This is a genomic window from Burkholderia sp. 4NA327C6 (assembly GCF_005502655.1).
Taxonomy (GTDB): domain Bacteria; phylum Pseudomonadota; class Gammaproteobacteria; order Burkholderiales; family Burkholderiaceae; genus Burkholderia; species Burkholderia contaminans.
In genome coordinates, this window is the sequence record NZ_SCNZ01000035.1 from 1 (window position 1) to 20,289 (window position 20,289).

Annotated in this window: 18 protein-coding genes; 12 read left to right on the forward strand and 6 right to left on the reverse strand. The window is 65.3% G+C overall.

Annotated features, from left to right (window positions below):
• Window positions 1–12: 12 nt before the first annotated feature.
• The 3 genes from FFS49_RS28765 to FFS49_RS28775 all read right to left on the reverse strand — a co-directional run bounded on the left by FFS49_RS28765 (window position 13) and on the right by FFS49_RS28775 (window position 5,252).
• Window positions 13–1,878 (reverse strand): ESPR-type extended signal peptide-containing protein, encoded by a 1,866-nt coding sequence (locus tag FFS49_RS28765; RefSeq protein ID WP_249362360.1) that lies wholly within the window; start codon window positions 1,876–1,878, stop codon window positions 13–15.
• 1,228 nt (window positions 1,879–3,106) lie between these two features.
• Window positions 3,107–4,009: a ferritin-like domain-containing protein gene (locus FFS49_RS28770; protein WP_137910403.1), complete on the reverse strand. Its 903-nt coding sequence runs from the start codon at window positions 4,007–4,009 to the stop codon at window positions 3,107–3,109.
• 316 nt (window positions 4,010–4,325) lie between these two features.
• The gene (locus FFS49_RS28775; RefSeq protein ID WP_071331992.1) at window positions 4,326–5,252 is read right to left on the reverse strand and encodes a LysR family transcriptional regulator; all 927 of its coding nucleotides are present in this window, start codon (window positions 5,250–5,252) and stop codon (window positions 4,326–4,328) included.
• A 305-nt stretch (window positions 5,253–5,557) separates the two neighbouring features.
• On the opposite strand from FFS49_RS28775, the gene FFS49_RS28780 reads away from it, so the two are divergent.
• The 10 genes from FFS49_RS28780 to FFS49_RS28825 all read left to right on the forward strand — a co-directional run bounded on the left by FFS49_RS28780 (window position 5,558) and on the right by FFS49_RS28825 (window position 14,834).
• Window positions 5,558–6,472 carry a transporter gene (locus FFS49_RS28780; RefSeq protein WP_071331993.1) on the forward strand — a complete coding sequence of 305 codons (915 nt, stop codon included), beginning with the start codon at window positions 5,558–5,560 and terminating at the stop codon, window positions 6,470–6,472.
• Window positions 6,473–6,559: 87 nt separating this feature from the next.
• Window positions 6,560–7,720 carry a prolyl oligopeptidase family serine peptidase gene (locus FFS49_RS28785; protein WP_137910404.1) on the forward strand — a complete coding sequence of 387 codons (1,161 nt, stop codon included), beginning with the start codon at window positions 6,560–6,562 and terminating at the stop codon, window positions 7,718–7,720.
• Between the two features lie 31 nt (window positions 7,721–7,751).
• Entirely contained in the window at window positions 7,752–8,708 is a 957-nt protein-coding gene (locus FFS49_RS28790) for a VOC family protein (RefSeq protein WP_071331995.1), read from the forward strand.
• A 19-nt stretch (window positions 8,709–8,727) separates the two neighbouring features.
• On the forward strand, window positions 8,728–9,087 hold the full coding sequence (locus FFS49_RS28795) for a Rieske 2Fe-2S domain-containing protein (RefSeq protein WP_137910405.1): 360 nt from the start codon (window positions 8,728–8,730) through the stop codon (window positions 9,085–9,087).
• Between the two features lie 35 nt (window positions 9,088–9,122).
• Window positions 9,123–10,253 carry an FAD-dependent oxidoreductase gene (locus FFS49_RS28800; RefSeq protein ID WP_137910406.1) on the forward strand — a complete coding sequence of 377 codons (1,131 nt, stop codon included), beginning with the start codon at window positions 9,123–9,125 and terminating at the stop codon, window positions 10,251–10,253.
• A gap of 16 nt (window positions 10,254–10,269) precedes the next feature.
• Entirely contained in the window at window positions 10,270–11,472 is a 1,203-nt protein-coding gene (locus tag FFS49_RS28805; protein ID WP_137910407.1) for an MFS transporter, read from the forward strand.
• Window positions 11,473–11,474: 2 nt separating this feature from the next.
• On the forward strand, window positions 11,475–12,290 hold the full coding sequence (locus tag FFS49_RS28810) for a cyclase family protein (RefSeq protein WP_039346669.1): 816 nt from the start codon (window positions 11,475–11,477) through the stop codon (window positions 12,288–12,290).
• A complete protein-coding gene (locus tag FFS49_RS28815; protein ID WP_137910417.1) occupies window positions 12,287–12,883 on the forward strand; it encodes a cupin domain-containing protein in 597 nt (198 codons plus the stop codon). Before FFS49_RS28810 ends, FFS49_RS28815 begins: the two co-directional genes overlap by 4 nt.
• Window positions 12,880–13,887: a fumarylacetoacetate hydrolase family protein gene (locus FFS49_RS28820; RefSeq protein WP_039346665.1), complete on the forward strand. Its 1,008-nt coding sequence runs from the start codon at window positions 12,880–12,882 to the stop codon at window positions 13,885–13,887. Before FFS49_RS28815 ends, FFS49_RS28820 begins: the two co-directional genes overlap by 4 nt.
• On the forward strand, window positions 13,884–14,834 hold the full coding sequence (locus FFS49_RS28825) for an NAD-dependent epimerase/dehydratase family protein (RefSeq protein ID WP_137910408.1): 951 nt from the start codon (window positions 13,884–13,886) through the stop codon (window positions 14,832–14,834). Before FFS49_RS28820 ends, FFS49_RS28825 begins: the two co-directional genes overlap by 4 nt.
• A gap of 228 nt (window positions 14,835–15,062) precedes the next feature.
• Here FFS49_RS28825 and FFS49_RS28830 read toward each other — a convergent pair whose 3' ends face one another.
• The 3 genes from FFS49_RS28830 to FFS49_RS28840 form a co-directional block, all read right to left on the reverse strand.
• Window positions 15,063–15,281, reverse strand: a complete 219-nt coding sequence (locus FFS49_RS28830; protein WP_137910409.1) for a transcriptional regulator — start codon at window positions 15,279–15,281, stop codon at window positions 15,063–15,065.
• A 229-nt stretch (window positions 15,282–15,510) separates the two neighbouring features.
• Window positions 15,511–16,161, reverse strand: coding sequence for an NAD(P)H-dependent oxidoreductase (locus FFS49_RS28835; RefSeq protein ID WP_027790596.1), 651 nt, complete (start codon window positions 16,159–16,161; stop codon window positions 15,511–15,513).
• Window positions 16,162–16,478: 317 nt separating this feature from the next.
• Window positions 16,479–16,784: an NIPSNAP family protein gene (locus FFS49_RS28840; protein WP_039346660.1), complete on the reverse strand. Its 306-nt coding sequence runs from the start codon at window positions 16,782–16,784 to the stop codon at window positions 16,479–16,481.
• 279 nt (window positions 16,785–17,063) lie between these two features.
• On the opposite strand from FFS49_RS28840, the gene FFS49_RS28845 reads away from it, so the two are divergent.
• Window positions 17,064–17,852 (forward strand): GNAT family N-acetyltransferase, encoded by a 789-nt coding sequence (locus tag FFS49_RS28845; protein ID WP_039346659.1) that lies wholly within the window; start codon window positions 17,064–17,066, stop codon window positions 17,850–17,852.
• A gap of 360 nt (window positions 17,853–18,212) precedes the next feature.
• Window positions 18,213–20,270 carry a potassium-transporting ATPase subunit KdpB gene (gene kdpB / locus FFS49_RS28850; RefSeq protein ID WP_039346696.1) on the forward strand — a complete coding sequence of 686 codons (2,058 nt, stop codon included), beginning with the start codon at window positions 18,213–18,215 and terminating at the stop codon, window positions 20,268–20,270.
• Window positions 20,271–20,289 lie beyond the last annotated feature (19 nt).

Genomic DNA, 20,289 nt, shown 5'->3' on the forward strand with positions numbered 1-20,289 from the left:
CAGAGAGCCGATCTAGCTGTTGGCCGATGAGAGACCGGTCGACGTCGAGGTCGACAGCGAGGTGACCGAGCTATTGGTCGACGAGAGGCCGGTCGACAGCGAGCCGATGGAGCTGTTGGCCGACGAGAGACCCGTCGACGTCGAGGTCGAGAGCGACGTGATCGAGCTGTTAGCCGACGACAAACCGGTCGATGCCGACGTCGACAGGCTCGTGATGTTCGACGTCGTCGTGCTCGCCACTGCGTAGAGCTGGCTGCCGTTGATCGCATCGGTGCTGGTCGCGCTGACGAGGCCCGCGGCGACGTTCTGGATTCGACGTTCCGCGTTAACCTGACCGACGCTGACGATGCCGCCCGTCGGCGTCCCGGCTTGGTAGGTGCCGAACGTCTGGCCGCCGATCGTGGTGCTGTTGACGGCGGTGTTGCCGCCCGTCGTCGCCGACGCGGTGCTGTTCGTTACCGAGCTGCTGCCGAGCGCAACCGAGTTTGCGACGTTTGCGGTCGAGCCGACGCCGATGGCGATGGCGTTCGAGGCCGTTGCATTCGCGTTTTGGGCGAACGCGACCGAACCCGAACCCGACGCAGTCGAGTTCGAGCCGAAGGCCGTCGCATAGTTGTTCGAGGCCACGGCGGAGGAGCCGACGGCGACCGCGCCGGACGCGCCGCTGGCTGTCGAGCCGTTGCCGAGCGCAATGGCGTCTGCGCCCGTCGCACGCGTGGTGGCGGCGAAGCTGCCGACGGTGCCGAGTGCAATCGCGCCGATGCCCGTTGCGGTTGCCGAATTGCCGATTGCGACGGCGCCGTTCGTGCCCGTCGCGTTCGCGGAGCTGCCGATTGCTACCGCGCTGTTGCTTGCCGTGCTGCTGTTGCCCAGCGCGACGGAGCCGGTGCCGCTCGCGGAATTGCCGTTGCCGAGCGCAAGGGCCCCGGAACCATTCGACGTGTTGTTCGCGCCGATCGCCAGTGCACCCGTGCCGGTTGCGCTGTTCGGATCGCCGATCGCAACGGCGCCGTCACCGCTTGCGACCTGGCCTCGACCGATCGCGACCGCGCCGCCGCCTGCCGTGGCGCCGTTCGCGGTGGTGCCGGACGAGCCGATCGCCACGTTCTGGCCCGTCGCGCCGGAGGTGACACCGTCGCCTTGCGCGATGCCGTATGCGCCATTGACGGCCGCGCCGCGGCCGACTGCGATCCCCGACGTGGCGCTCGAAGCCACCGACGACTGCCCGCCGATCGCGATGCCGTCCGAAGCGGCCGACTGCGCTCCCTTCGTTGCATTGCTGCCGATCGCAACCGCGCCGGCACCCGAAGCGATGGTCGAGTTTGCGTAAGAAAGCGGGGTCGTGCCATTGCCGGCTGCGCCGCCGATGGCGACCGAATTCAGCGCGTTGGCCGTTGCGCCGAAGCCGAGCGCCGTGGCACCCGCGCCGCTGGCCGTCGACTCGAGGCCGGCGGACGTGCCCCACAGCCCGGCAGACGACAGAAAGCCCGTTGCCGTACCGCCGGTACCGGTGACCTGCGCGAACGCACCGTAAGCGGTCGCCGCCAGGTTGTTGTTGCCGGAGGCGTTACAGCCACCGACCGTGGAATAGGTGCCTGATCCGTCGACCGGATACGCATTGGTGTTGCCGGTCGTCGTGCGGCCAACCGTACCGCTGCCGCCACCCGACGTACATGACGACACTGTGAACTGGGTGCCGTTGGTCGTTCCTGGTATGAACGTATTGGCGCTCGCGAATGAAGGCAGTGCGGCCAGCGCGACGAGCACGGCGGCGGCAACAGCCGACTTGTTCGGCTTGCCCCGTGCCGAGTCGATTTCCGATGCGGCGACCCATGCGCCAAGAGCCTCGTTCCAGATCGAGCGGTATGTGCGGTTCATGTCCTGCTACCTCCAAATATGCACGCCACACACCGGTCTCTTTTGTTAGAGGAATACTCCGTGCGCTCGCGCGAATCTCAAAATTGATGGGCGGAGTTTATTGGAGGCGGATTTTTCAGATTGATAAAAAGTGATAAATAGAGCGTTTGGAAAGTTAAAGGATGGTTAATGGGTCGTGTTTTGATGCATTGACTCAGAATGTATTTGTAAGACGTAAGAGTGTTTAGTGAATGGTTTTGAACTGCGGCGACTTTCATGGTTTTTCGTATAAAAATCAATGTGTTATGTCTATTTTGTGCGGTGGGTCACACAACAGAATCGCCGAATTGTAAGACAAATGAAATAGCAAACGTTTGCGGAGCGGGCGAAAGTTTCGAGATTGTAATGTTTCTTGGTACGAGGTTTAATAATGCGATCTCCATCTTGTTAACTTGTTAATTGACTATTTATGTGTTGGCTTTTGATTGATTTTTAGGATTATCTTTAAATCAATTTAATTTGAAATGTCGAACATCGGGCTGTGCTGATTTGCGCGTCCGGTCCGCTGCGATGGCCCGCGTGACGGGCGTTTCGGGCCGGTCGGTGCGTCGAATTTGTAAAAAAGTGCTACAAGGCGGTGGACCGGATCGTCAGCATTCACCTTTCGAATTTGTCCTATTGACTATTTCCGCGACTGTGACAATCGAATGGGGTTCAGCGACGGGGCAAATCCGTCAGGCAGGCGTGATCTGCGTCGATGGTGCGTCTGGCGGCGACAGGTTGTTAAAGAGGCTGTCCGGTGCCGTCGGCCATGTCCCCGAATCGTCAAATCCTGGGTGTGACAATTTGTCCGCGTGCGCCCAAGCGCCGAAGAAAAAAGGGCGGGAGTGAGTGTGTCCGGCGCGCCACATCCGGCAGGGCTCTGCAGTCGGCAAGGTTCCACACCGGATGCGATGGGGCGGCCTCGAGCGGACGGCGGACGGGGTAGCCCAGTAACGCGGCTCGCCATGGAAGTGCAACGACCCCGCAGCGAAGTTCGAACGCGCCCCGGGAGCGGGCCACCGAACGGGACGGATGCGTCGATCGTCGCGTATCGCTTGTTGCACGGCCGGATGCTGGCGATGCCGTTGCCGACGCCCGGATCCCGGTTGAATTCGGCGGCCCGAGGTTTTGAGCGTCGACGAAGGCGTTGCCCGGTTGCCCGACCGGACAACCGGGCCAACCGGACTTCCGCCCGGCGCGGTGGCCTTTACTTCTTGAGAAACCGCAGCGCAAGCCGCGCCATGCGCGGCACAAACATCGGGCGCAGCAGGCGCTTGTCGTAGCCGGCCATCCGCCGGTCGTTCTCGGCGAGACACAGTTCGATCAGCTCGCGCGGATTGAGTGCATCGCCGATATCGGCGGTGCCGGTCGCCGGGAAGTTCGCGTCACGTGCGACGCCGTCGGAATCGATGCCGCGCGCGATGCCGATGCGCTCCCGGATCAAATGCACCCATACGGCCGCGACCCGCGCGAAGAACCACGGCCGGCGCCACCACGGGAGCGAGCGCCAGTACCACGCGTACCAGTTCACGAAGAACAGGATATGGCGGCCTTCTTCCTGGATCACGGGCTCGAAGGTGTCGACGAGTTCGGGCGGGAAATAGCCGGAGCGCTGCGCGGAACGGAACAGGCCGAACGCGAAGAAGCTGTCGATGCATTCGCTGAAGCCCGTGACGATCCACCACCACTCGGGATCTTTCGGCGCAGGGTAGGCCGGCTCGGGGGCGAGCCGGATGCCGTATGCCTCGACGAGCTTCGACAGCACGACCTTGTGGCGCGCTTCCTCGCCGCCGTCCATCTCGAGTGCGCGGCGCAGCAGCGGATCGCCGATCGTCGCCGCATAGGTGGCCACGCGGATCGATGCGCGGCCTTCGGTCTGCACTGCGATGTCCCAGATCGGCAGCGACGTGAGCCGTTTGAGCTCGGCGGGCGTGAGCGCCGGCCAGTCGATCACCGCCGGCTTGTACGGGTTGTGTGTGTCGAGCAGCATGCGGCAGAACATCTGCATGTGCGCGTCGGAACCGATCCGGACCGGACCTTGCCTCTCGAAGGTCCAGTTGCGCATTGCATGATCTGCCGCTGCGTGCTGTTCCTGCAGCGTGTCGCTCATGGCTGTGGTCATACGTTTACGGGTCGAAAGATTTTTGCATAGCTTCCGTAAACGCGTATTTTCGAGCGGCCATGGGCACGCCGGTGTCGTTTGTCGCTAAGGCAGAGCGGATCGGCATCCAAGGCGAGCGAGACGGCTCCCATGCGGTAGTGGTTGTCGTGCCCTATCTCTCGGTGGACGCAGCCAGCATCACTTCCGTACGCCAACCGCCGTCGAGCGTGAACAAGGGCGGTTGCAGGCATCTGCGCCGCGTCGATACGCAGCCAATCACGGGGATCCCTTCGTTCTCGCCGAAGCCAGGCCGGCGTGAGCCGGCTCAGCGAGCGTCATGGCGACCTTCGTCCATCTTCGCGACAGCCTCTTTCAGCAGCCCGCGCAACCAGGTGAGCCCGGGGTCCGAGGTCCGGTGCTTGTGCCATTGCATCGCCTGCTCCATCGTCGGGACCGGCACCGGTACCTCGCGCAGCACGATCGGCAGGCTGCGCGCGGCTTCTTCGGCGAGCCGCCGGTGCATGGTGGCGATCCGGTTCGTGCCGGCCAGCAGGTGCGCCGGCGACACGAAGCTGTACGTGCTCGCCTCGACCCGCCTCACAACGCCGAGCCGCTGCATGAACCAGTCTTCGATCGCCGCCTGTGCGTCGCCGACCTGCACGACGACGTGCCCGGCCGCCATGTAGCGTTCGTTCGTCATCTCGCCTTGCGCGAGGGGGCTGTCGCGCCACATCACACAGCAGTAGGTTTCCTCGAGCAATACCTCGGCCGGATGCTCGGTCGAGCAATACTCCTTGGGGATGATCAGCAGATCCGCTTCACCGCGTTCGAGCAAGCGGTGGGGATACGCGATTTGCGGGCGCAGCTCGAAGCGGATGCCGGGTGCTGCCTTGTAAGCGAGCGCGAACAGGTGCGGCATGAGCGTCGTCATCGTGTAGTCCGAAACGAACAGGCGGAACAGCCGGTTCGCGTGCGCCGGCACGAATTCGGGCTGAGCCGCCACCGTCGCGTCGACGCGCACAAGGATGTCGCGCACGGCGTCTTTGAGCGCATCGGCGCGCGGCGTCGGCTCCATCTTGCGACCGACCTGCACGAGCAGTTCGTCGTTGAAGTATTCGCGCAACCGCGAAAGCGCGTTGCTCATCGCCGACTGGCTCAGGTGGATCTTTTCGGCCGCACGGCTGATGTTCTGTTCGCTCAGGAGCGCGTCGAGCGCCACGAGCAAGTTGAGGTCGAGCTTGTTGAACCGCATGCGCGCTGTCTCCGTTCTCCTCTTCGCTACCGCGTGGCCGCGCCGTATGCGATATCAGGGTTTAACCTGAAAGTATTGATGCCGTCGATAGCGGCAATGGATCGAATCCATTTTTAGCATACATCAGCCTGTCCTAACCTAGCCACATCTCGACGCGACGGCAGCCCGCGCATCGTATCGGGAGGCCAGCGTCAGGTCATTTTCGGATCGAACGTACCGCTGTACCTCGGCCGTCTGCACCGCGCTTTCCACTACTAAAAGAGATGCCAGGCGGCGCAAACGCGCCTCCAGGAAGAGGAGACAGCATGTCCACGAAACTGATCGCAGCCGTTGTCGGTTGCGCCGTGTTGGCGACGGGTTCGATGAAGGATGCACAGGCGTTCGAAGGCGGCGTTTCACCGTATCCGGCCGGCGCGGTGGGGACGAACATCGCCAACCTGCCGCCGATCCCCGGCCTGTTCGCACTCGAACAGTTCAACTACAGCTTTGCGAACGGCCTCTATGGCAACGACGGCAAGAAACTGCCGATTCCGTTCCATACGTCGGTGTTTTCGGAAACCACGCGTCTGCTGGCGGCGTATCCGTTCCATCTGCTCGGCGCAAACGTCTATACGCAGCTGGTCATTCCCGTTGTGTCATTGCACAGCACCGTGTTCGGGCAGTCGAGCACGCAGAACGGCCTCTCCAACATCACGCTGACGCCCGTGTTGTTGCAATGGAATCTCTCGCCGAACCTGGCGATTGCGTCGGGCATCGACGTTGCATTCGAGACGGGTTCCTATAGCCCGGTCAAGTCGAGTGTCGCGGTGGGCTACACCTCGGTGCAGCCGGTGATCTCGATTCGCTACAACGTTCCCAACGGAATCGACGTCGCGCTCGCAAACCGCTTCCTGCTCAATCTGAAGAACGGCACGACGGACTACAGCTCGGGCGACGGTTACGTCGCGGAGTTCAACGCAGGCTGGAACTTCGGCCCGTGGAAACTCGGCGTGGTCGGCGCGTACCTGAACCAGTTCAGCGACGACAAGGCCGGCGGCGTGAGCGTGGGCAATCGCATGCGGACCTTCGGCATCGGTCCGTCGATCGTGTACGACGCGAGAAGCTGGAACGTCAACCTCAATTATCAGCAAGGCATCTATGCCGCAAACACGGCGAAGAGCAGCAGCGTGTGGCTGAACATCGCCATCCCGTTGTGGGCCGGCTTCGGGCACAAGGGCTGAGCATCGTGTCGCGCGCCGGACTGCGCGCGAGAACCGGTCATCGGCGCCGTCATCGAGCAATACGCAATTTCAATCAAGGCAATCAGCATGTTCCGATACTTTCCTACCAACTACGTCTGGAATCTGTCCGTCAATCTCGCCATCGAAATGGGCGCGCGCATCGGTGAAATCGAGGAGATGTGCGGGCCGCTCCAGGAAGCGGCCAGGCAACCGGACGCCGACGGCACGCGTGCGTTTCGCGAAGCGTGGGTCGAGAAGGCCGATCGCCTTTGCGATCTCGCGCAGGACGACGAGGCCCGGGGGCGGCGGCGGTCGGCGGGCGAGAAGTACAAGCGTGCCGCGATCTATCTGATCACGGCCGAGCGCATGCTCGCGCACGATGCCCCGGGACGTATCGAGCTTTACCAACGCTCGCTCGATACGTTCGACGATGGCATCGCACGCTCCGGCGACAACTGCGAGCGCGTCGCCATTCCGTACGGCGACACGCATCTGTCCGGACTCCTTGTGAAAGCGAAGAATGCCGATGCGCGCAGCCCGCTGCTCGTGCAGGTCAACGGGCTCGACTCGACCAAGGAAATGAAGTACTTCGTGGGCTTGCCGGCCTGGCTGGCCGCGCGCGGCGTGTCGTCGTTGATTGTCGACCAGCCCGGTACCGGCGAAGCGTTGCGGCTGCACGGCCTGAATGCCGTATACAACTCGGAAGTCTGGGCGAGCAAGATCGTCGACTGGCTCGAAGGCCGGGACGACGTCGATCCGAAGCGGATCGGCATGGAGGGCGTGTCGCTCGGCGGCTACTACTGCCCGCGCGCAGTCGCGTTCGAGCCGCGTTTCGCCTGCGGTGTGGTGTGGGGCGCCAACCACGACTGGCGCGACGTCCAGAAAAGACGCCTGCAGCGCGAAGGCAACTTCCCGGTGCCGCACTACTGGAAGCATGTCTGCTGGGTCTGGGGCGCGAAGGATATCGACGACTTCATGCGCATCGCCGAAGACGTGCATCTCGACGGTGTGCTCGATCGTATCAAAGTGCCGTTCCTCGTCACGCATGGTTCGCAGGATTCGCAGATCCCGGTCGCCTGGGCTCATCGCACGTACGAGCAACTCGTGAACAGCCCCAAGCGCGAGCTCAAGATCTTCACCGAGCGCGAAGGCGGCGTCCAGCACTCGAGCTTCGACAACTCGATCAACGCGGGGCACTTCATCGCCGACTGGATCGCCGAAACGCTTGGCGGACGCACCTCGCTCTGACTCATTCACCCATCTCAAGTACGTACATCTCATGAATATCATCGGACCCGATACGCTGGTCTTCGGCGTGGACGACGTCGCCGCCTGCAGCCAATATCTGCTTGACTACGGGCTGCTGCCGGTGCGCAGCGACGACACCGGCGGCCGTTTCGAGGCACTCGACGGAACGGGCATCGACATCGCGCGTCGCGACGATCCGGCGTTGCCGCCTGCGCTCGGCACGGCAAGCATGCTGCGCAAGACGATTTACGGCGTCGCCGATGCCGCGACGATCGACGCGATCGCGGCGGAACTGTGCCGCGACCGCGAAGTGCGCACGCTCGCCGACGGATCGATCGAATCGCTCGACGACATGGGTTTTGCGATCGGCTTCCAGGTCACCAGGCGCCGTCCGCTCGCCTTGGCCGCCGAACCCGTGAATGCGCCGGGCGCGCCTGCGCAGCGCGCGCCGAACATCGTGGCCGTGAGCGACGATGCGGTGCTGACTCCGCGCACGCTCTCGCACGTCGTCTACTTCGTGCCGGATGCGGCGAAGGCCGAAGCGTTTTATGTGGAGCGCCTCGGCTTTCGCTGCACCGACCGATTCACGGGCGTCGGGCCGTTTCTGCAGCCGGCCGGCACGCTCGACCATCACACGCTGTTCATGATTCAGACGCCGCCTTTCATGAAGGGTTGCGAGCATTTCACGTTCCATATGGGCGGACCGACCGAAGTGCTGCAGGCGGGCACGCGTTTCGTCGCGAAGGGCTACCAGTCGTTCTGGGGGCCGGGGCGTCATCGGTTCGGCTCGAACTGGTTCTGGTATTTCAACAGCCCGCTCGGCTGTCACGTGGAGTACGACGCCGACATGGATCTGCACGACGATGCATGGAACGCGCGCGAGGCGCCGATGGGCGCCGACGCGTCGCAACTGTTCCTGTTCCAGCATCGCGACAAGTGGGCGCCGGGCGGTCCTCCGCCGGGGGCGGCCGCGGCGAAGTCGGATTGACGGCGAGCATCGTTTCATCATGTCCGAGACATATCCCGATCGCATCCGTCTCGCAAACGTCGACGATCTGCCCGATCCCGGCGCGCGCGGCTTCGATCCCGATGGGCAGGGGCACGACACGCTTTTTGTCGTGCGGTACGGCGCGCAGGTTCGTGCGTATCGCGATGCGTGCCCGCACTTTTTCGGCGAAACGCAGATGGCCTGGCGCAAGGATGCCTACCTGAACGGCGACGGCACCCGAATCGTCTGCCACGCGCACGGGGCGCAGTTCGACATCGCAAGCGGTGAGTGCGTACTCGGCCCGTGCCTCGGTCAGCGGCTGACACCCGTCGAGATCGACGTGACGCGCGACGGCACCATCGTGCTGATCGCGACATGACACACCCACACCAGACATAACCAGGAGACATCCAGATGGCAGCCCCTCTTCAACACGTCCTCGTCATAGGCGGCGGATTTTCCGGTATGGCGACGGCGATCCAGTGCGCGAAGCTCGGCCTCACTGTCGACCTCGTCGAGATCGACCAGGGCTGGCGCTCGTACGGCGCCGGCATCAGCATTGGCGGGCCCACGTTGCGCGCGCTGCGCACGATCGGCGTGCTCGACGCCTTCTTCGAGGGCGGCCACGGCGGCGACGGCGTGAATCTGTACACGGCCGGCGGCCAGTCGATCGGCGTGCTGCCGACTCCGCGAGTGGCCGGCGAGGACGTTCCTGGCGGCGGCGCGATCATGCGCCCGGTGCTGGCCGATATTCTCGCCAAGGCGACACGCGCCGCAGGCGTGCGCGTGAAGCTCGGCTGCACCTTCTCGCGGATCGAGCCGCGCGGCGAACAAGTGGACGTGGCGTTCACGGACGGCACGCACGGGACGTACGACCTCGTGGTGGGCGCGGACGGCCTCTACTCGAAAGTGCGCGCCGCTACGTTTCCCGATGCGCCGAAGCCGCGCTATACCGGCCAGGGCGTGTGGCGCGCCGTGGTGCCGCGACCGGCGGAGATCGCTTGCGCGACGATGTGGCTGGGGCACCGGATCAAGGCGGGTGTCAATCCGGTTTCCCGGGAGGAAATGTACGTCTTCGTCACCGAGGACAGGCCGACCAACGACTACATCGATCCCGCCGAATGGCCGCGCATGCTGTCCGAGTTGCTGGCCATGTTCGACGTGCCGCTGATCCGGTCCATCCGCGCGCAGATCGGCACCGAATCGCACGTCAACTACCGTCCGCTGGAAAGCCTGCTGCTGCCGGCGCCCTGGTTCAGCTCACGGGTGGTGCTCGTCGGTGATGCGGTGCACGCGACCACGCCGCATATGGCGGCGGGCGCGGGCATCGGCATCGAGGATGCGATCGTGCTTGCCGAAGAGCTGGGGCGCGGTGCGACGGTGGAGGCTGCCTTGCAGGCATTCCAGGCGCGTCGTTGGGAGCGCTGCCGCATGGTGGTGGAAAACTCCGGGCGGCTTGGCGAGATCGAGATTGGCGGCGGCGACAAGGAGGAACACCGGCGCATCATGCACGAGACGCATATGAGTCTCGCGCGGCCTATCTGACGCAAGCGGAGGCACGATGGAGACGAACCTTTCCCCCACGACGCCGGCACCTGCCGACCGGTCGATATCGACCGACACGACGCGGCTTGGCGCGTTCGGCACCGTTGCGTTGATGCTCGCGCATTGCGCCGGCATGGTCGATCTGGTGGCCTTGCCGGTTTGGGTCGGCACGTTGATCGGTGCGTATCGGCTCGATCCCCAGAAGGCGGGCCTGCTCGCCACGCTGTTCCTGGCGGGTGCCGTACTGAGCAGCGTCTTTTTCTCGCCGCGCTTGAATCGCCTGCCGGCGCGCGCGATGTCGACCGTCGGCTTCGGCATCGCGGCGGGCGCGTTCGTCGGCATCACGTCCGTGCCGGTTGATCGCTACCTGATGTTGGCGACGCTGCATGCCGTCGCGGGCGTCGCTGTCGGATGCGGCCTGAGCTTCACGCACGGCACCGTCGGGCGCAGCCGCAATCCGCATCGTTTGTTCGCGATCTCCGGCCTCGCGCTCGGCATCTTCGCTATCGCGTTTCTCGGCACCGTGCCGGGACTGATCGCAACGCATGGCGGCCCGATGCTGTTTCACGTTTTTGCGAGCGTGATGGGCGTTGCCGCGATCGCATGCGCGCTCGCGTTTCCGTCGCTTCAAGCGCGCGGCAGCGCGGCAGCCGGCGGCGAGCCTCGCTTCGAGCGTGTCGTCTGGTTCGGCATGGCAGGCGTCGGCTGCATGGCGCTGACGCAGTCGATGCTGTTCAGTTTTGTCCAGCGTATCGGCCTCGATCGCGGATTCGGTTTGAGTGCCGTGATCGCGACGCTGATCGCGCTCGGCTTCGTCAACCTCTTTCCCGCTCCCGTCGCGGGACTGCTCGAAACGCGTGTGCCGGGCCGCAAGGTCGTGCAGGCGGGCCCCGTTGTGCAGGCCGCGCTGGCGCTGGTCATCACGCAGAGCGCGGCGTTCGTGCCGTACGCGGCGGCCACCTCGGTCTTTGCCGCCGTGATGATCTTCACCCACACCTTCGCGTTCGGCATGCTGGCGCGCATCGACCGCACCGGCCGCGCCGTGGCCGCGACGCCGGCGATGCTGATGACGGGCGCCGCCATCGGCCCGGTGCTCGGCGGCACGCTCGTCAAGCAGTCCGGCTACGGCAGCCTCGGGTTCGCTGCAGTGCTGATCGCCGCCGCTGCGGCAGTCTGCTTCTCGCGGCTCGATCGCCGTTCCCCATCCCAAGGAGTCTGAACATGAAACCCGTTCGACGGTTCGTCGATCTCTCCATCTATCTCGAGAACGACGTTCTCTCCGATCCGCCGCCGCTCGCGCCGAGGATCAGCTATCAGAAGCACGGCGACACGCTGCCCGAATTCATGGCGATGCTGCCGGGTACAAAACCCGAGGACTATCCCGACGGTGAAGCTGCCGCCGCGGAGTGGGTCACGCTGACGACCCACAGTGGCACGCATCTCGACGCGCCCTGGCATTTCCACTCGACGATGGATGCGAGCCTGGGTGAGGCTCGACCGTCCATCACGATCGATCAGGTGCCGCTGGAATGGTGCTTCCAGCCGGGCGTGAAGCTCGATTTCCGGCACTTTCCGGACGGCTACGTCGCGACGGCGGCCGACATCGAGGCGGAACTCGCGCGCATCGGCCATGAACTGCAGCCGCTCGATATCGTCGTCGTGAACACGCGGGCCGGATCGCGCTACGGGCACGACGACTACGTCAATGCGGGCTGCGGCATGGGCTACGAAGCGACCATGTACCTGTTGGAGCGTGGCGTGCGCCTGACCGGCACGGATGCATGGAGCTGGGATGCACCGTTCTCCTATACCGCGAAAAAGATCGCGGAAACGGGCGACACGTCGCTGATTTGGGAAGGGCACAAGGCGGGGCGCGATATCGGCTATTGCCATCTGGAGAAGCTGCACAACCTCACGGCCTTGCCGCCGACCGGCTTCACGATCAGTTGCTTCCCGCACAAGATTCGCGGTGCGTCGGCAGGGTGGACGCGCGCCGTCGCGATTTTCGACGACACCGACGTGGAGGCAGCAGCATGAGCTTTCCAGCGATTCGTCGCGTGGTGACCGGACACGATGCCGACGGTCGGGCAGTCGTCGCATCCGACGGTCGTCTGCCAACCGTGGTGGAAATCGCCGCGATTCCCGGCACCGTATTCCACGAAGTGTGGAGCACGTCGTCGAGCCCCGCCATCGTGGACAACGGCGTCGATCCCACGGTTGGCGCGCTCGTGCTGCCGCCGCCGAAGCACGGCACCCGTATGCGCTTCGTCGACATTCCGCCCGACACGCCGGAATTTCTCGCGCACGGTGCGGTGAAGATGCACGACGCGTTCAGCCAGATCGGCGACGCAGCAGCGTCGACGGTGAAGGCCGGCTCGCCGCATCCGCTGATGCATCGCACCGAGTCGATCGATTACGGCGTGGTGATCGAAGGCGAAATGACCTTGATCCTCGACGATGCCGAAGTCGCACTGGCGCCTGGCAACGTGGTGATTCAGCGGGGAACCAACCATGCTTGGGCGAATCGCTCGGGTCGCCCATGCCGGATGCTGTTCGTTCTGATCGACGGCGCCTACGATCCGGCGATTGCCGCCGTGCTCGACACGCCCGCACACGGAGGCGCACGATGAAATTCGCCACCTTGCCCGATGGCAGCGCCGATGGCCGCTTGCTGGTCGTGTCGCGCGACCTGCGCCATGCCGTCGAAGCTGCACCGATCGCAACGACACTGGCTGATGTGCTCGATCGTTGGGACGTGCTCGCACCCGGCTTGCAGGCGCGTTACGACGCGTTGAACGCCGGCAGCGTGCGCGATGCGCGTCCGTTCCATCCGGCCGCCTGCGCTGCGCCCTTGCCGCGCAGTCCGCAGTGGTGCGACGGCTCGGCGTTTCTGAATCACGGCCGCCTGATGGAGCAGGCGTTCAATACTCCGCCGATTCCCGAGTTCGATACGGTGCCGGTCATGTACCAGGGCGCCAGCGACGATTTCCTTGGCCCGGCCAGCGACGTGCCCTTGCCTGACGAGGCCGACGGCATCGACTTCGAAGGCGAATTCGGTGTGGTGGTGGGGCACGTGCCGATGGGCGTATCGGCCGCCGGTGCGCTGCGCTGCATCCGCCTGATCGTGCAGCTCAACGACTGGAGCCTGCGGGCGTTCGGCCCGCGCGAAATGAAGACGGGCTTTGGTTTCCTGCAGGCCAAGCCCTCTACGAGCTTTGCACCGGTTGCCGTCACGCCCGACGAACTCGGCGAGCACTGGCGCGACGGCCGCGTGCATCTGAGCCTGCACGTCGAATGGAACGACCGCTGGTTCGGTCATCCGCATGGACGCGAGATGAACTTCGGCTTCGGTGAGCTCGTCGCGCATGCGGCCCGCACGCGCCGCCTGTCGGCGGGGACGATCGTCGGGTCCGGCACGGTGTCGAATGCCGATCGCAACGCGGGCTCGGCGTGCGTCGCCGAGCGCCGCGTGATCGAAATGATCGACGAAGGGGCCGCGCGCACGCGGTTCATGCGCTTTGGCGACCGGGTCAGGATGACGGCGCGCGATGACGCCGGCAACGCACCGTTCGGCACGATCGATCAGCGGGTCGTGCGCGCGCCGCGCGCCGACGACGCGGAGGCCCGGCCATGAGAGTGCTGGTGACCGGGGCGGGCGGATTTGTCGGAACGGCGTTGGTCGAACGGCTGCTGCGCGACGGTATCGCGGAGCCCGGCGATGTGTCGGAACTGCTGTTGGTCGACCGGCAAGCGGAATGGCCGTACGACGATGCGCGAATCACGGCACGGGTCGGTGATTTCGGCAGCCCGGAGATTCTCGAGCCGCAGCTGTCGAAACCTGTCGACGTCATCTTTCATCTGGCGAGCATGCCCGGCTCGCAGGCGGAAGCCGAACCGGCCGAGGGCGACCGGGTGAATCTGTCGGGGATGCTGGCGCTGTTCGAGCGCCTGGCGAAGCAAGCGACGGAGCAGGGGCGTGCGGCGCGCGTCGTCTATGCCAGCAGCGTTGCGGTGTTGGGCGAGTCGTTACCCCCGTCCGTGGACGAGCACACCCTGCCGCGCCCGACGATGAGCTACGGCGTGCACAAGCTGGTTGGCGAGCTGATCCTTGCCGACTGGACGCGACGCGGCAAGCTGGATGGCCGTGCGTTGCGCCTGCCGGGCATCGTGGCTCGTCCGGCGCTTTCTGCGGGACATGGGTCCGCGTTCATGAGCCAGATCTTCCGCGCGGCGCAGAGCGGCCAGTCTTATACCTGTCCCGTTTCTCCCTCGGCCACCGTGTGGTGGATGTCCCGCAGATGCTGTGTCGACAACCTGCTGCACGCCGGACGCATGTCCGCAGAGGGCTTGCACGTCGGCCGAGTCTGGACGCCCCCGGTGCTGCATCTGCCGGTTCAAGAGATCGTCGATGCGTTGGTCCGGCGGTTCGGCTCGTTCGACATCGACTACGCGCCGGTGGAGCGGATCGAGCGGCTATTCGGACGACAACCGCCGCTGGCTGATCGCCGTGCCATCGAGGCGGGATTTAGGCACGACGGTACGATCGACGCGCTCGTCACGCATGCGCTCGAGCGCACGTGAGTTCCGGCACGAACCTCGTGATCGTGATCCGTTCAGTTTCGGCCGTCGCAGCCTCCGGCGCCGGACACCTGGTTGCCGGACAGCGTGCGCGGCCCGAAAGGGGCGGCGGAATTTGTTTGCATGGAAAAATGAAGCGGGCAATCATGGCGGAGTGCTTTGCAAGCCATTGATTTCATTCATGTATGCTGTTCAGCTTCATTGGTGAACGTCAGCCGGCCAGGCCGTGCGTCACTCGTTCGTGTCGACCCAGAGGCGGCCCCAGCGGGACGCGTAGGCGAGCGCGTGCTCTTCCTCGAAGAAGAAATCGATCGCGTCGAACGAAACGGCGCGCGGCGACGGGCCGCCGCTCGCCTTCTCGATCGTCAGGTTGGCGGCGAACAGCCCGTTCGGCAACCGGGCGGCAGCGGGGGCGACTTCGTAGCCCTTGTAGCGGATCGTACGGTTCATGGCATGCGCGGAGAAAGTTCGGAGGTTCAGCGTACGAAAACCCGCCCGCGGCGTGAACCAATCTTTCGGCCAATGCAAATCACGCAGCGGGCCGAATCGTTATCGGTGGTGGGGAAAGGGCAATGGCGAAAGGCGTCGACGTTCACGGCGCGTGGCCGCTCGTCCGAATGTGCACCGCCCGCGCCGGCGAATGGAATCGGCCGGGCGCGGGCGGTGGGAGGCAGGGAAATTACTGGTTGGCGATCTTCAGCACGGGTGCGAGCGCATCGACCGATGCCGCATGCGAGGCCGCGCGATGCGATGCGAACGCGAGCGCGAACTCGGCCGCCTGCGTGCCGACCGTCTCGAGCTGCGCGACGACCTTCGGATCCGAGCAGCTGTCGGCGCTGTCGAAGCGCGTTTCGAGCGTGTTCACGGTCGCGCCGAACGGCGTCGGCCAGCCGCGCAGCGCATGCACGATCGACCGCAGCGAAGTCAGCACGGTGCCGGCTGCCTGCCAGCCGTAGGCGGTGACGATCAGGCCGACCGCACGGCCGTCGAGATACGGCCGATCGTCCGCACGCAGTTCCTCGAGCGTGTCGAGCGCGTTCTTCACGAGGCCGGAGACGCCGCCGTGATAGCCGGGCGTCGCGATGATGATCGCGTCGGCCTGGCGCACGGCGTCGATCAGTTCGCGCTGCGCGTCGGTCAGCGTTTTGTGTTCGGGCGCGTAGTGCGGCAGCGTATGCAGGAACGGGCCGTCGAACAGGCGCGTGCGTGCGCCGGCCGCTTGCGCGCCGCGCAACGCGAACGACAGCGCGCGTTCGGTCGACGACGCTGCACGGGTGGTACCGCCAATGCCGACGACGAACGGGCGGCGGTGTTGATCGAATGCAGTCAAGGGGCGCTCCTTGGGGATGGCTTGCCCGGCTAAGCACAGGCTTAAAACCAGATGGTAACGACCCCGCCGCCACTCTGAAAACGACTTTTCGTTCTATCGATATGCCGCGCGGCCGGGGCAATCGTGTGCGCGGCCTCCCAGATCGATAGCAGAAATGCTTGGTTGGGACGGCGGGCCGCGGTCGATAAGATGGGTCCGTCTCCTCCATGATGTCTCTACTGACATGGGTTAGCCCCGCCGCGCGGATGCAGGCGGGGCTTTTTTTCGTCCCGGTCAGGAAACGGGGCGCAATGCGCCGGGCCGTTGCCCGTTATCCGTTACTCGAACACCGGCCGGAAGAAGCTGCGCTCGTAGCTGACGATGCAGCGCGTTTCTTCCGCGTAGCGGAACGCGGCCTGGCAGGCCGGATCGTCCATCGAGCGTTCGCGGTAGCGCTCGTATTCGGCGAGGCTCGGGAACGAGAACATCGCGAGCGCGATGTTGTTCGCCCCTTCGGACGGCAGGAAGTAGCCGTGATGCGTGCCGCCGAACTTTTCGACGAGCGGAATCCACATCTTGCCGTACGTTTCGAACTGGTCGAGCTTGTACGGATCGATGACGTAGCGAAGGTAGCAGGTGATCATGGGCGCGCTCGGTGAGGGAAGGAACCCGCGAGTCTGGAAGGTGCCGCCGCATGTGTCAACGGCGCTCGCCGGCGCATGAGCCGGCCGCGGGGCGCGTTGCTTGCGCAAACAACGATCGGCGCGCTTTCATGCGTTCGCAACGGCCGGCTCAGCGCTGCGGCTGCCACCGTTTCTACCGTCTCTCCCGCGCGCGTTTTCCCAAACTTTTACGACATTTTTTCTTGCGAGGGCCGCGGGCGCGCTCATAGACTTCGGGCATCCCAACCACGGAGCAAGGCAATGTCGATACCCTGGAACGCGATCGCCGAACGGTCTCCCGCCGCGCCGCCTTCCGTGTGCGCCGATCGGGTGACCGTGCGGCGTTTCGACCCGGCCTTCGACAGTTATGCACAACTTACGCCGATGCTGCATCGCGCGTTCGCGCGGCTCGGCGCGATGGGACTCAACTGCACGTGCGTCGACCAGAGCGAGGATGTCACGCGCCGCCGCGCGGAAGCGGGCGAGTGCTACGTCGCCGTGTGCGGCGGGCGCGTGATCGGCACGGCCACGCTGTATGCGACCGATCCGTCGTCGGCGTGCTCGCTGTACCGGCGCGAAGGTGTCGCGAGCGTGCGGCAGGTGGCGGTGGACCCCGAATGCCAGAGCCGCGGAATCGGCGCGCTGCTGCTGTCGTTCGCCGAACAGTGGGCCGCGCTGCGCGGCTATACGCTGCTCGCACTCGATACGCCGCATCCCGCTTCGCACCTGCTCGCGTTCTACGGCGCGCAGGGTTTCGACGTCGTCGACGTGATGCGCTTCGACGGCAAGCGCTACGACAGCGCGATCCTTTGCAAGCGGCCCGTCGCGCAGGTGGCGCGCCGCGTGGCGCCGGCGTCACGCATGGCCGCGCGCGTGGCGGCCGTGCGGCGTCTTGCGTATGCGTTGCCGTCGCGCGTGGTCGCCGTGGCCCGGCGCGGCCAGCACGTGCGCCGTGGCGCAGGCTGGGCGGCACGACGCGCGGCCGGTGCCGCGAGTTGCCGCTCGACGCCGTGGCGTCCGCGTCAGCACGGGCGCTACACGTTCGGCTGACCGTCGCGCGCCGGTTCGTTTTCCTGTTTTTCCGCGTAAACGTCGGATGAGCGGAGTGTGGCGCTCCCGCTCGTGTACGGCCCTTGAGACACCCCCGCCGCGCCGCGGCGAAACGGACGTTTACGCGCTTTTTATACCCTGACGCGATCCTTTGCCGCGATCTTCACGCGAACCTTCATAAGATGGTTGCATGGAAACGGAAGCTGCACGCGAGATCGCGCGCAGGCAGCCGGCTCGCGTGATCGACGCCGGATGCTGCTGTGCGGGCCGTGCCGGCAAAAGGAAACCGCCATGTCTCTCGCACCCGTGACAGGCCCGCGCCCCACGCAGCCGGGCCATGCGCGCACGGCCGCGCGCTCGATGTTCGATCCCGCACTCGTGCGCCCGGCGATCGCGGATTCGTTCCGGAAACTCACGCCGCGCACGCAGTTCCGCAACCCGGTGATGTTCTGCGTGTACGTCGGCAGCATCCTGACCACGATCCTGTGGATTGCCGCGCTGTTCGGCCAGGCCGAAGCGCCTGCCGGCTTCATCGTCGCGATCGCGCTGTGGCTGTGGTTCACCGTGCTGTTCGCGAACTTTGCCGAGGCGCTCGCCGAAGGGCGCTCGAAGGCGCAGGCCGCGTCGCTGCGCAGTGCGAAACACAACGTGGTCGCGAAAAAGCTCGTGGCGCCGCATGCGAAGGCGGCCGTCGAGGTGATGGCGTCGACCGACCTGCGCAAGGGCGATGTCGTGCTCGTCGAAACCGGCGACACGATCCCGGCCGACGGCGACGTGATCGAAGGCGTCGCGTCGGTCGACGAATCGGCGATCACCGGCGAATCCGCGCCGGTGATCCGCGAATCGGGCGGCGACTTCTCGTCGGTGACGGGCGGCACGCGCGTGCTGTCCGACTGGATCGTCGTGCGGGTCGCCGTCAATCCGGGCGAGGCGTTCCTCGACCGCATGATTGCAATGGTCGAAGGTGCGAAGCGCAAGAAGACGCCGAACGAGATCGCGCTGACGATCCTGCTCGTCGCGCTGACGATCGTGATGCTGCTCGCGACTGCCACCTTGCTGCCGTTCTCGACGTTCGCGGTCGAAGCGATGAAGGCCGGCCACGTGGTGACGATCACCGCGCTCGTCGCACTGCTCGTGTGCCTGATCCCGACGACGATCGGCGGATTGCTGTCCGCGATCGGCGTGGCCGGGATGAGCCGGATGATGCAGGCGAACGTGATCGCGACGTCGGGCCGCGCGGTGGAAGCGGCCGGCGACGTTGACGTGCTGCTGCTCGACAAGACCGGCACGATCACGCTCGGCAACCGCCAGGCATCGACGTTCGTGCCCGCGCCGTTCGTGACCGAGGAAGCGCTGGCCGATGCCGCGCAACTGTCGTCGCTCGCCGACGAAACGCCGGAAGGCCGCAGCATCGTCGTGCTCGCGAAGCAGCGCTTCAATCTGCGCGAGCGCGACATGCAGGCGCTGCATCCGGTGTTCCTGTCGTTCAGCGCGCAGACGCGAATGAGCGGCGTCGACTTGCCCGGCCGCGAAATCCGCAAGGGCGCGGCCGACGCGATCAAGCATTACGTCGAGTCCCACGGCGGCTGCGTCACGCGCGAAGTCGAAGCCGTCGTGACCGACATCGCGCGTCGCGGCAGCACGCCGCTCGCGGTGGCGGAGCGTGTCGACGGTGTCGCCCGCGTGCTCGGCGTGATCGAGCTGAAGGACATCGTGAAGGGCGGCATCAAGGAGCGCTTTGCAGAGTTGCGCAAGATGGGCATCAAGACCGTGATGGTGACGGGCGACAACCGGTTGACGGCCGCCGCGATCGCGGCGGAAGCGGGCGTCGACGATTTCCTCGCGGAAGCGACGCCGGAAACCAAGCTCGCGACGATTCGCGAGCACCAGGCGGTAGGCCGTCTGGTAGCGATGACGGGCGACGGCACCAACGACGCGCCGGCGCTCGCGCAGGCCGACGTGGCGGTCGCGATGAACACCGGCACGCAGGCGGCGAAGGAAGCCGGCAACATGGTCGACCTCGACTCGAATCCGACGAAGCTGATCGAGATCGTCGAGATCGGCAAGCAGATGCTGATGACGCGCGGGTCGCTGACGACGTTCTCGATCGCGAACGACGTCGCGAAGTATTTCGCGATCATCCCGGCCGCGTTCGCGACGACGTATCCGCAACTGCGCGTGCTCGACGTGATGCATCTCGCGTCGCCGGCATCCGCGATCCTGTCGGCGGTGATCTTCAATGCACTGATCATCGTCGCGCTGATTCCGCTCGCGCTGAAGGGCGTGCGCTATCGTCCGCTCGGCGCGGCGCCGCTGCTGCGCCGCAACCTGCTGCTGTACGGCCTCGGCGGCGTGCTGCTGCCGTTCCCGTTCATCAAGCTGATCGACATGGTGCTGGTGGCATGCGGATGGGCCTGAGCATGAGCGCGTACCGTGC

Excerpts from the sequence above, each read along its gene's own strand:
- FFS49_RS28770 (WP_137910403.1), bottom strand. The coding sequence starts at position 4,009 with ATGAGCGACACGCTGCAGGAACAGCACGCAGCGGCAGATCATGCAATG.
- FFS49_RS28765 (WP_249362360.1), bottom strand. The coding sequence starts at position 1,878 with ATGAACCGCACATACCGCTCGATCTGGAACGAGGCTCTTGGCGCATGG.
- FFS49_RS28810 (WP_039346669.1), top strand. The coding sequence starts at position 11,475 with ATGAAACCCGTTCGACGGTTCGTCGATCTCTCCATCTATCTCGAGAAC.
- FFS49_RS28800 (WP_137910406.1), top strand. The coding sequence starts at position 9,123 with ATGGCAGCCCCTCTTCAACACGTCCTCGTCATAGGCGGCGGATTTTCC.
- FFS49_RS28830 (WP_137910409.1), bottom strand. The coding sequence starts at position 15,281 with ATGAACCGTACGATCCGCTACAAGGGCTACGAAGTCGCCCCCGCTGCC.
- FFS49_RS28795 (WP_137910405.1), top strand. The coding sequence starts at position 8,728 with ATGTCCGAGACATATCCCGATCGCATCCGTCTCGCAAACGTCGACGAT.
- FFS49_RS28780 (WP_071331993.1), top strand. The coding sequence starts at position 5,558 with ATGTCCACGAAACTGATCGCAGCCGTTGTCGGTTGCGCCGTGTTGGCG.
- FFS49_RS28805 (WP_137910407.1), top strand. The coding sequence starts at position 10,270 with ATGGAGACGAACCTTTCCCCCACGACGCCGGCACCTGCCGACCGGTCG.
- FFS49_RS28825 (WP_137910408.1), top strand. The coding sequence starts at position 13,884 with ATGAGAGTGCTGGTGACCGGGGCGGGCGGATTTGTCGGAACGGCGTTG.
- FFS49_RS28785 (WP_137910404.1), top strand. The coding sequence starts at position 6,560 with ATGTTCCGATACTTTCCTACCAACTACGTCTGGAATCTGTCCGTCAAT.
- FFS49_RS28845 (WP_039346659.1), top strand. The coding sequence starts at position 17,064 with ATGTCGATACCCTGGAACGCGATCGCCGAACGGTCTCCCGCCGCGCCG.
- kdpB (WP_039346696.1), top strand. The coding sequence starts at position 18,213 with ATGTTCGATCCCGCACTCGTGCGCCCGGCGATCGCGGATTCGTTCCGG.
- FFS49_RS28840 (WP_039346660.1), bottom strand. The coding sequence starts at position 16,784 with ATGATCACCTGCTACCTTCGCTACGTCATCGATCCGTACAAGCTCGAC.
- FFS49_RS28820 (WP_039346665.1), top strand. The coding sequence starts at position 12,880 with ATGAAATTCGCCACCTTGCCCGATGGCAGCGCCGATGGCCGCTTGCTG.
- FFS49_RS28790 (WP_071331995.1), top strand. The coding sequence starts at position 7,752 with ATGAATATCATCGGACCCGATACGCTGGTCTTCGGCGTGGACGACGTC.
- FFS49_RS28815 (WP_137910417.1), top strand. The coding sequence starts at position 12,287 with ATGAGCTTTCCAGCGATTCGTCGCGTGGTGACCGGACACGATGCCGAC.
- FFS49_RS28775 (WP_071331992.1), bottom strand. The coding sequence starts at position 5,252 with ATGCGGTTCAACAAGCTCGACCTCAACTTGCTCGTGGCGCTCGACGCG.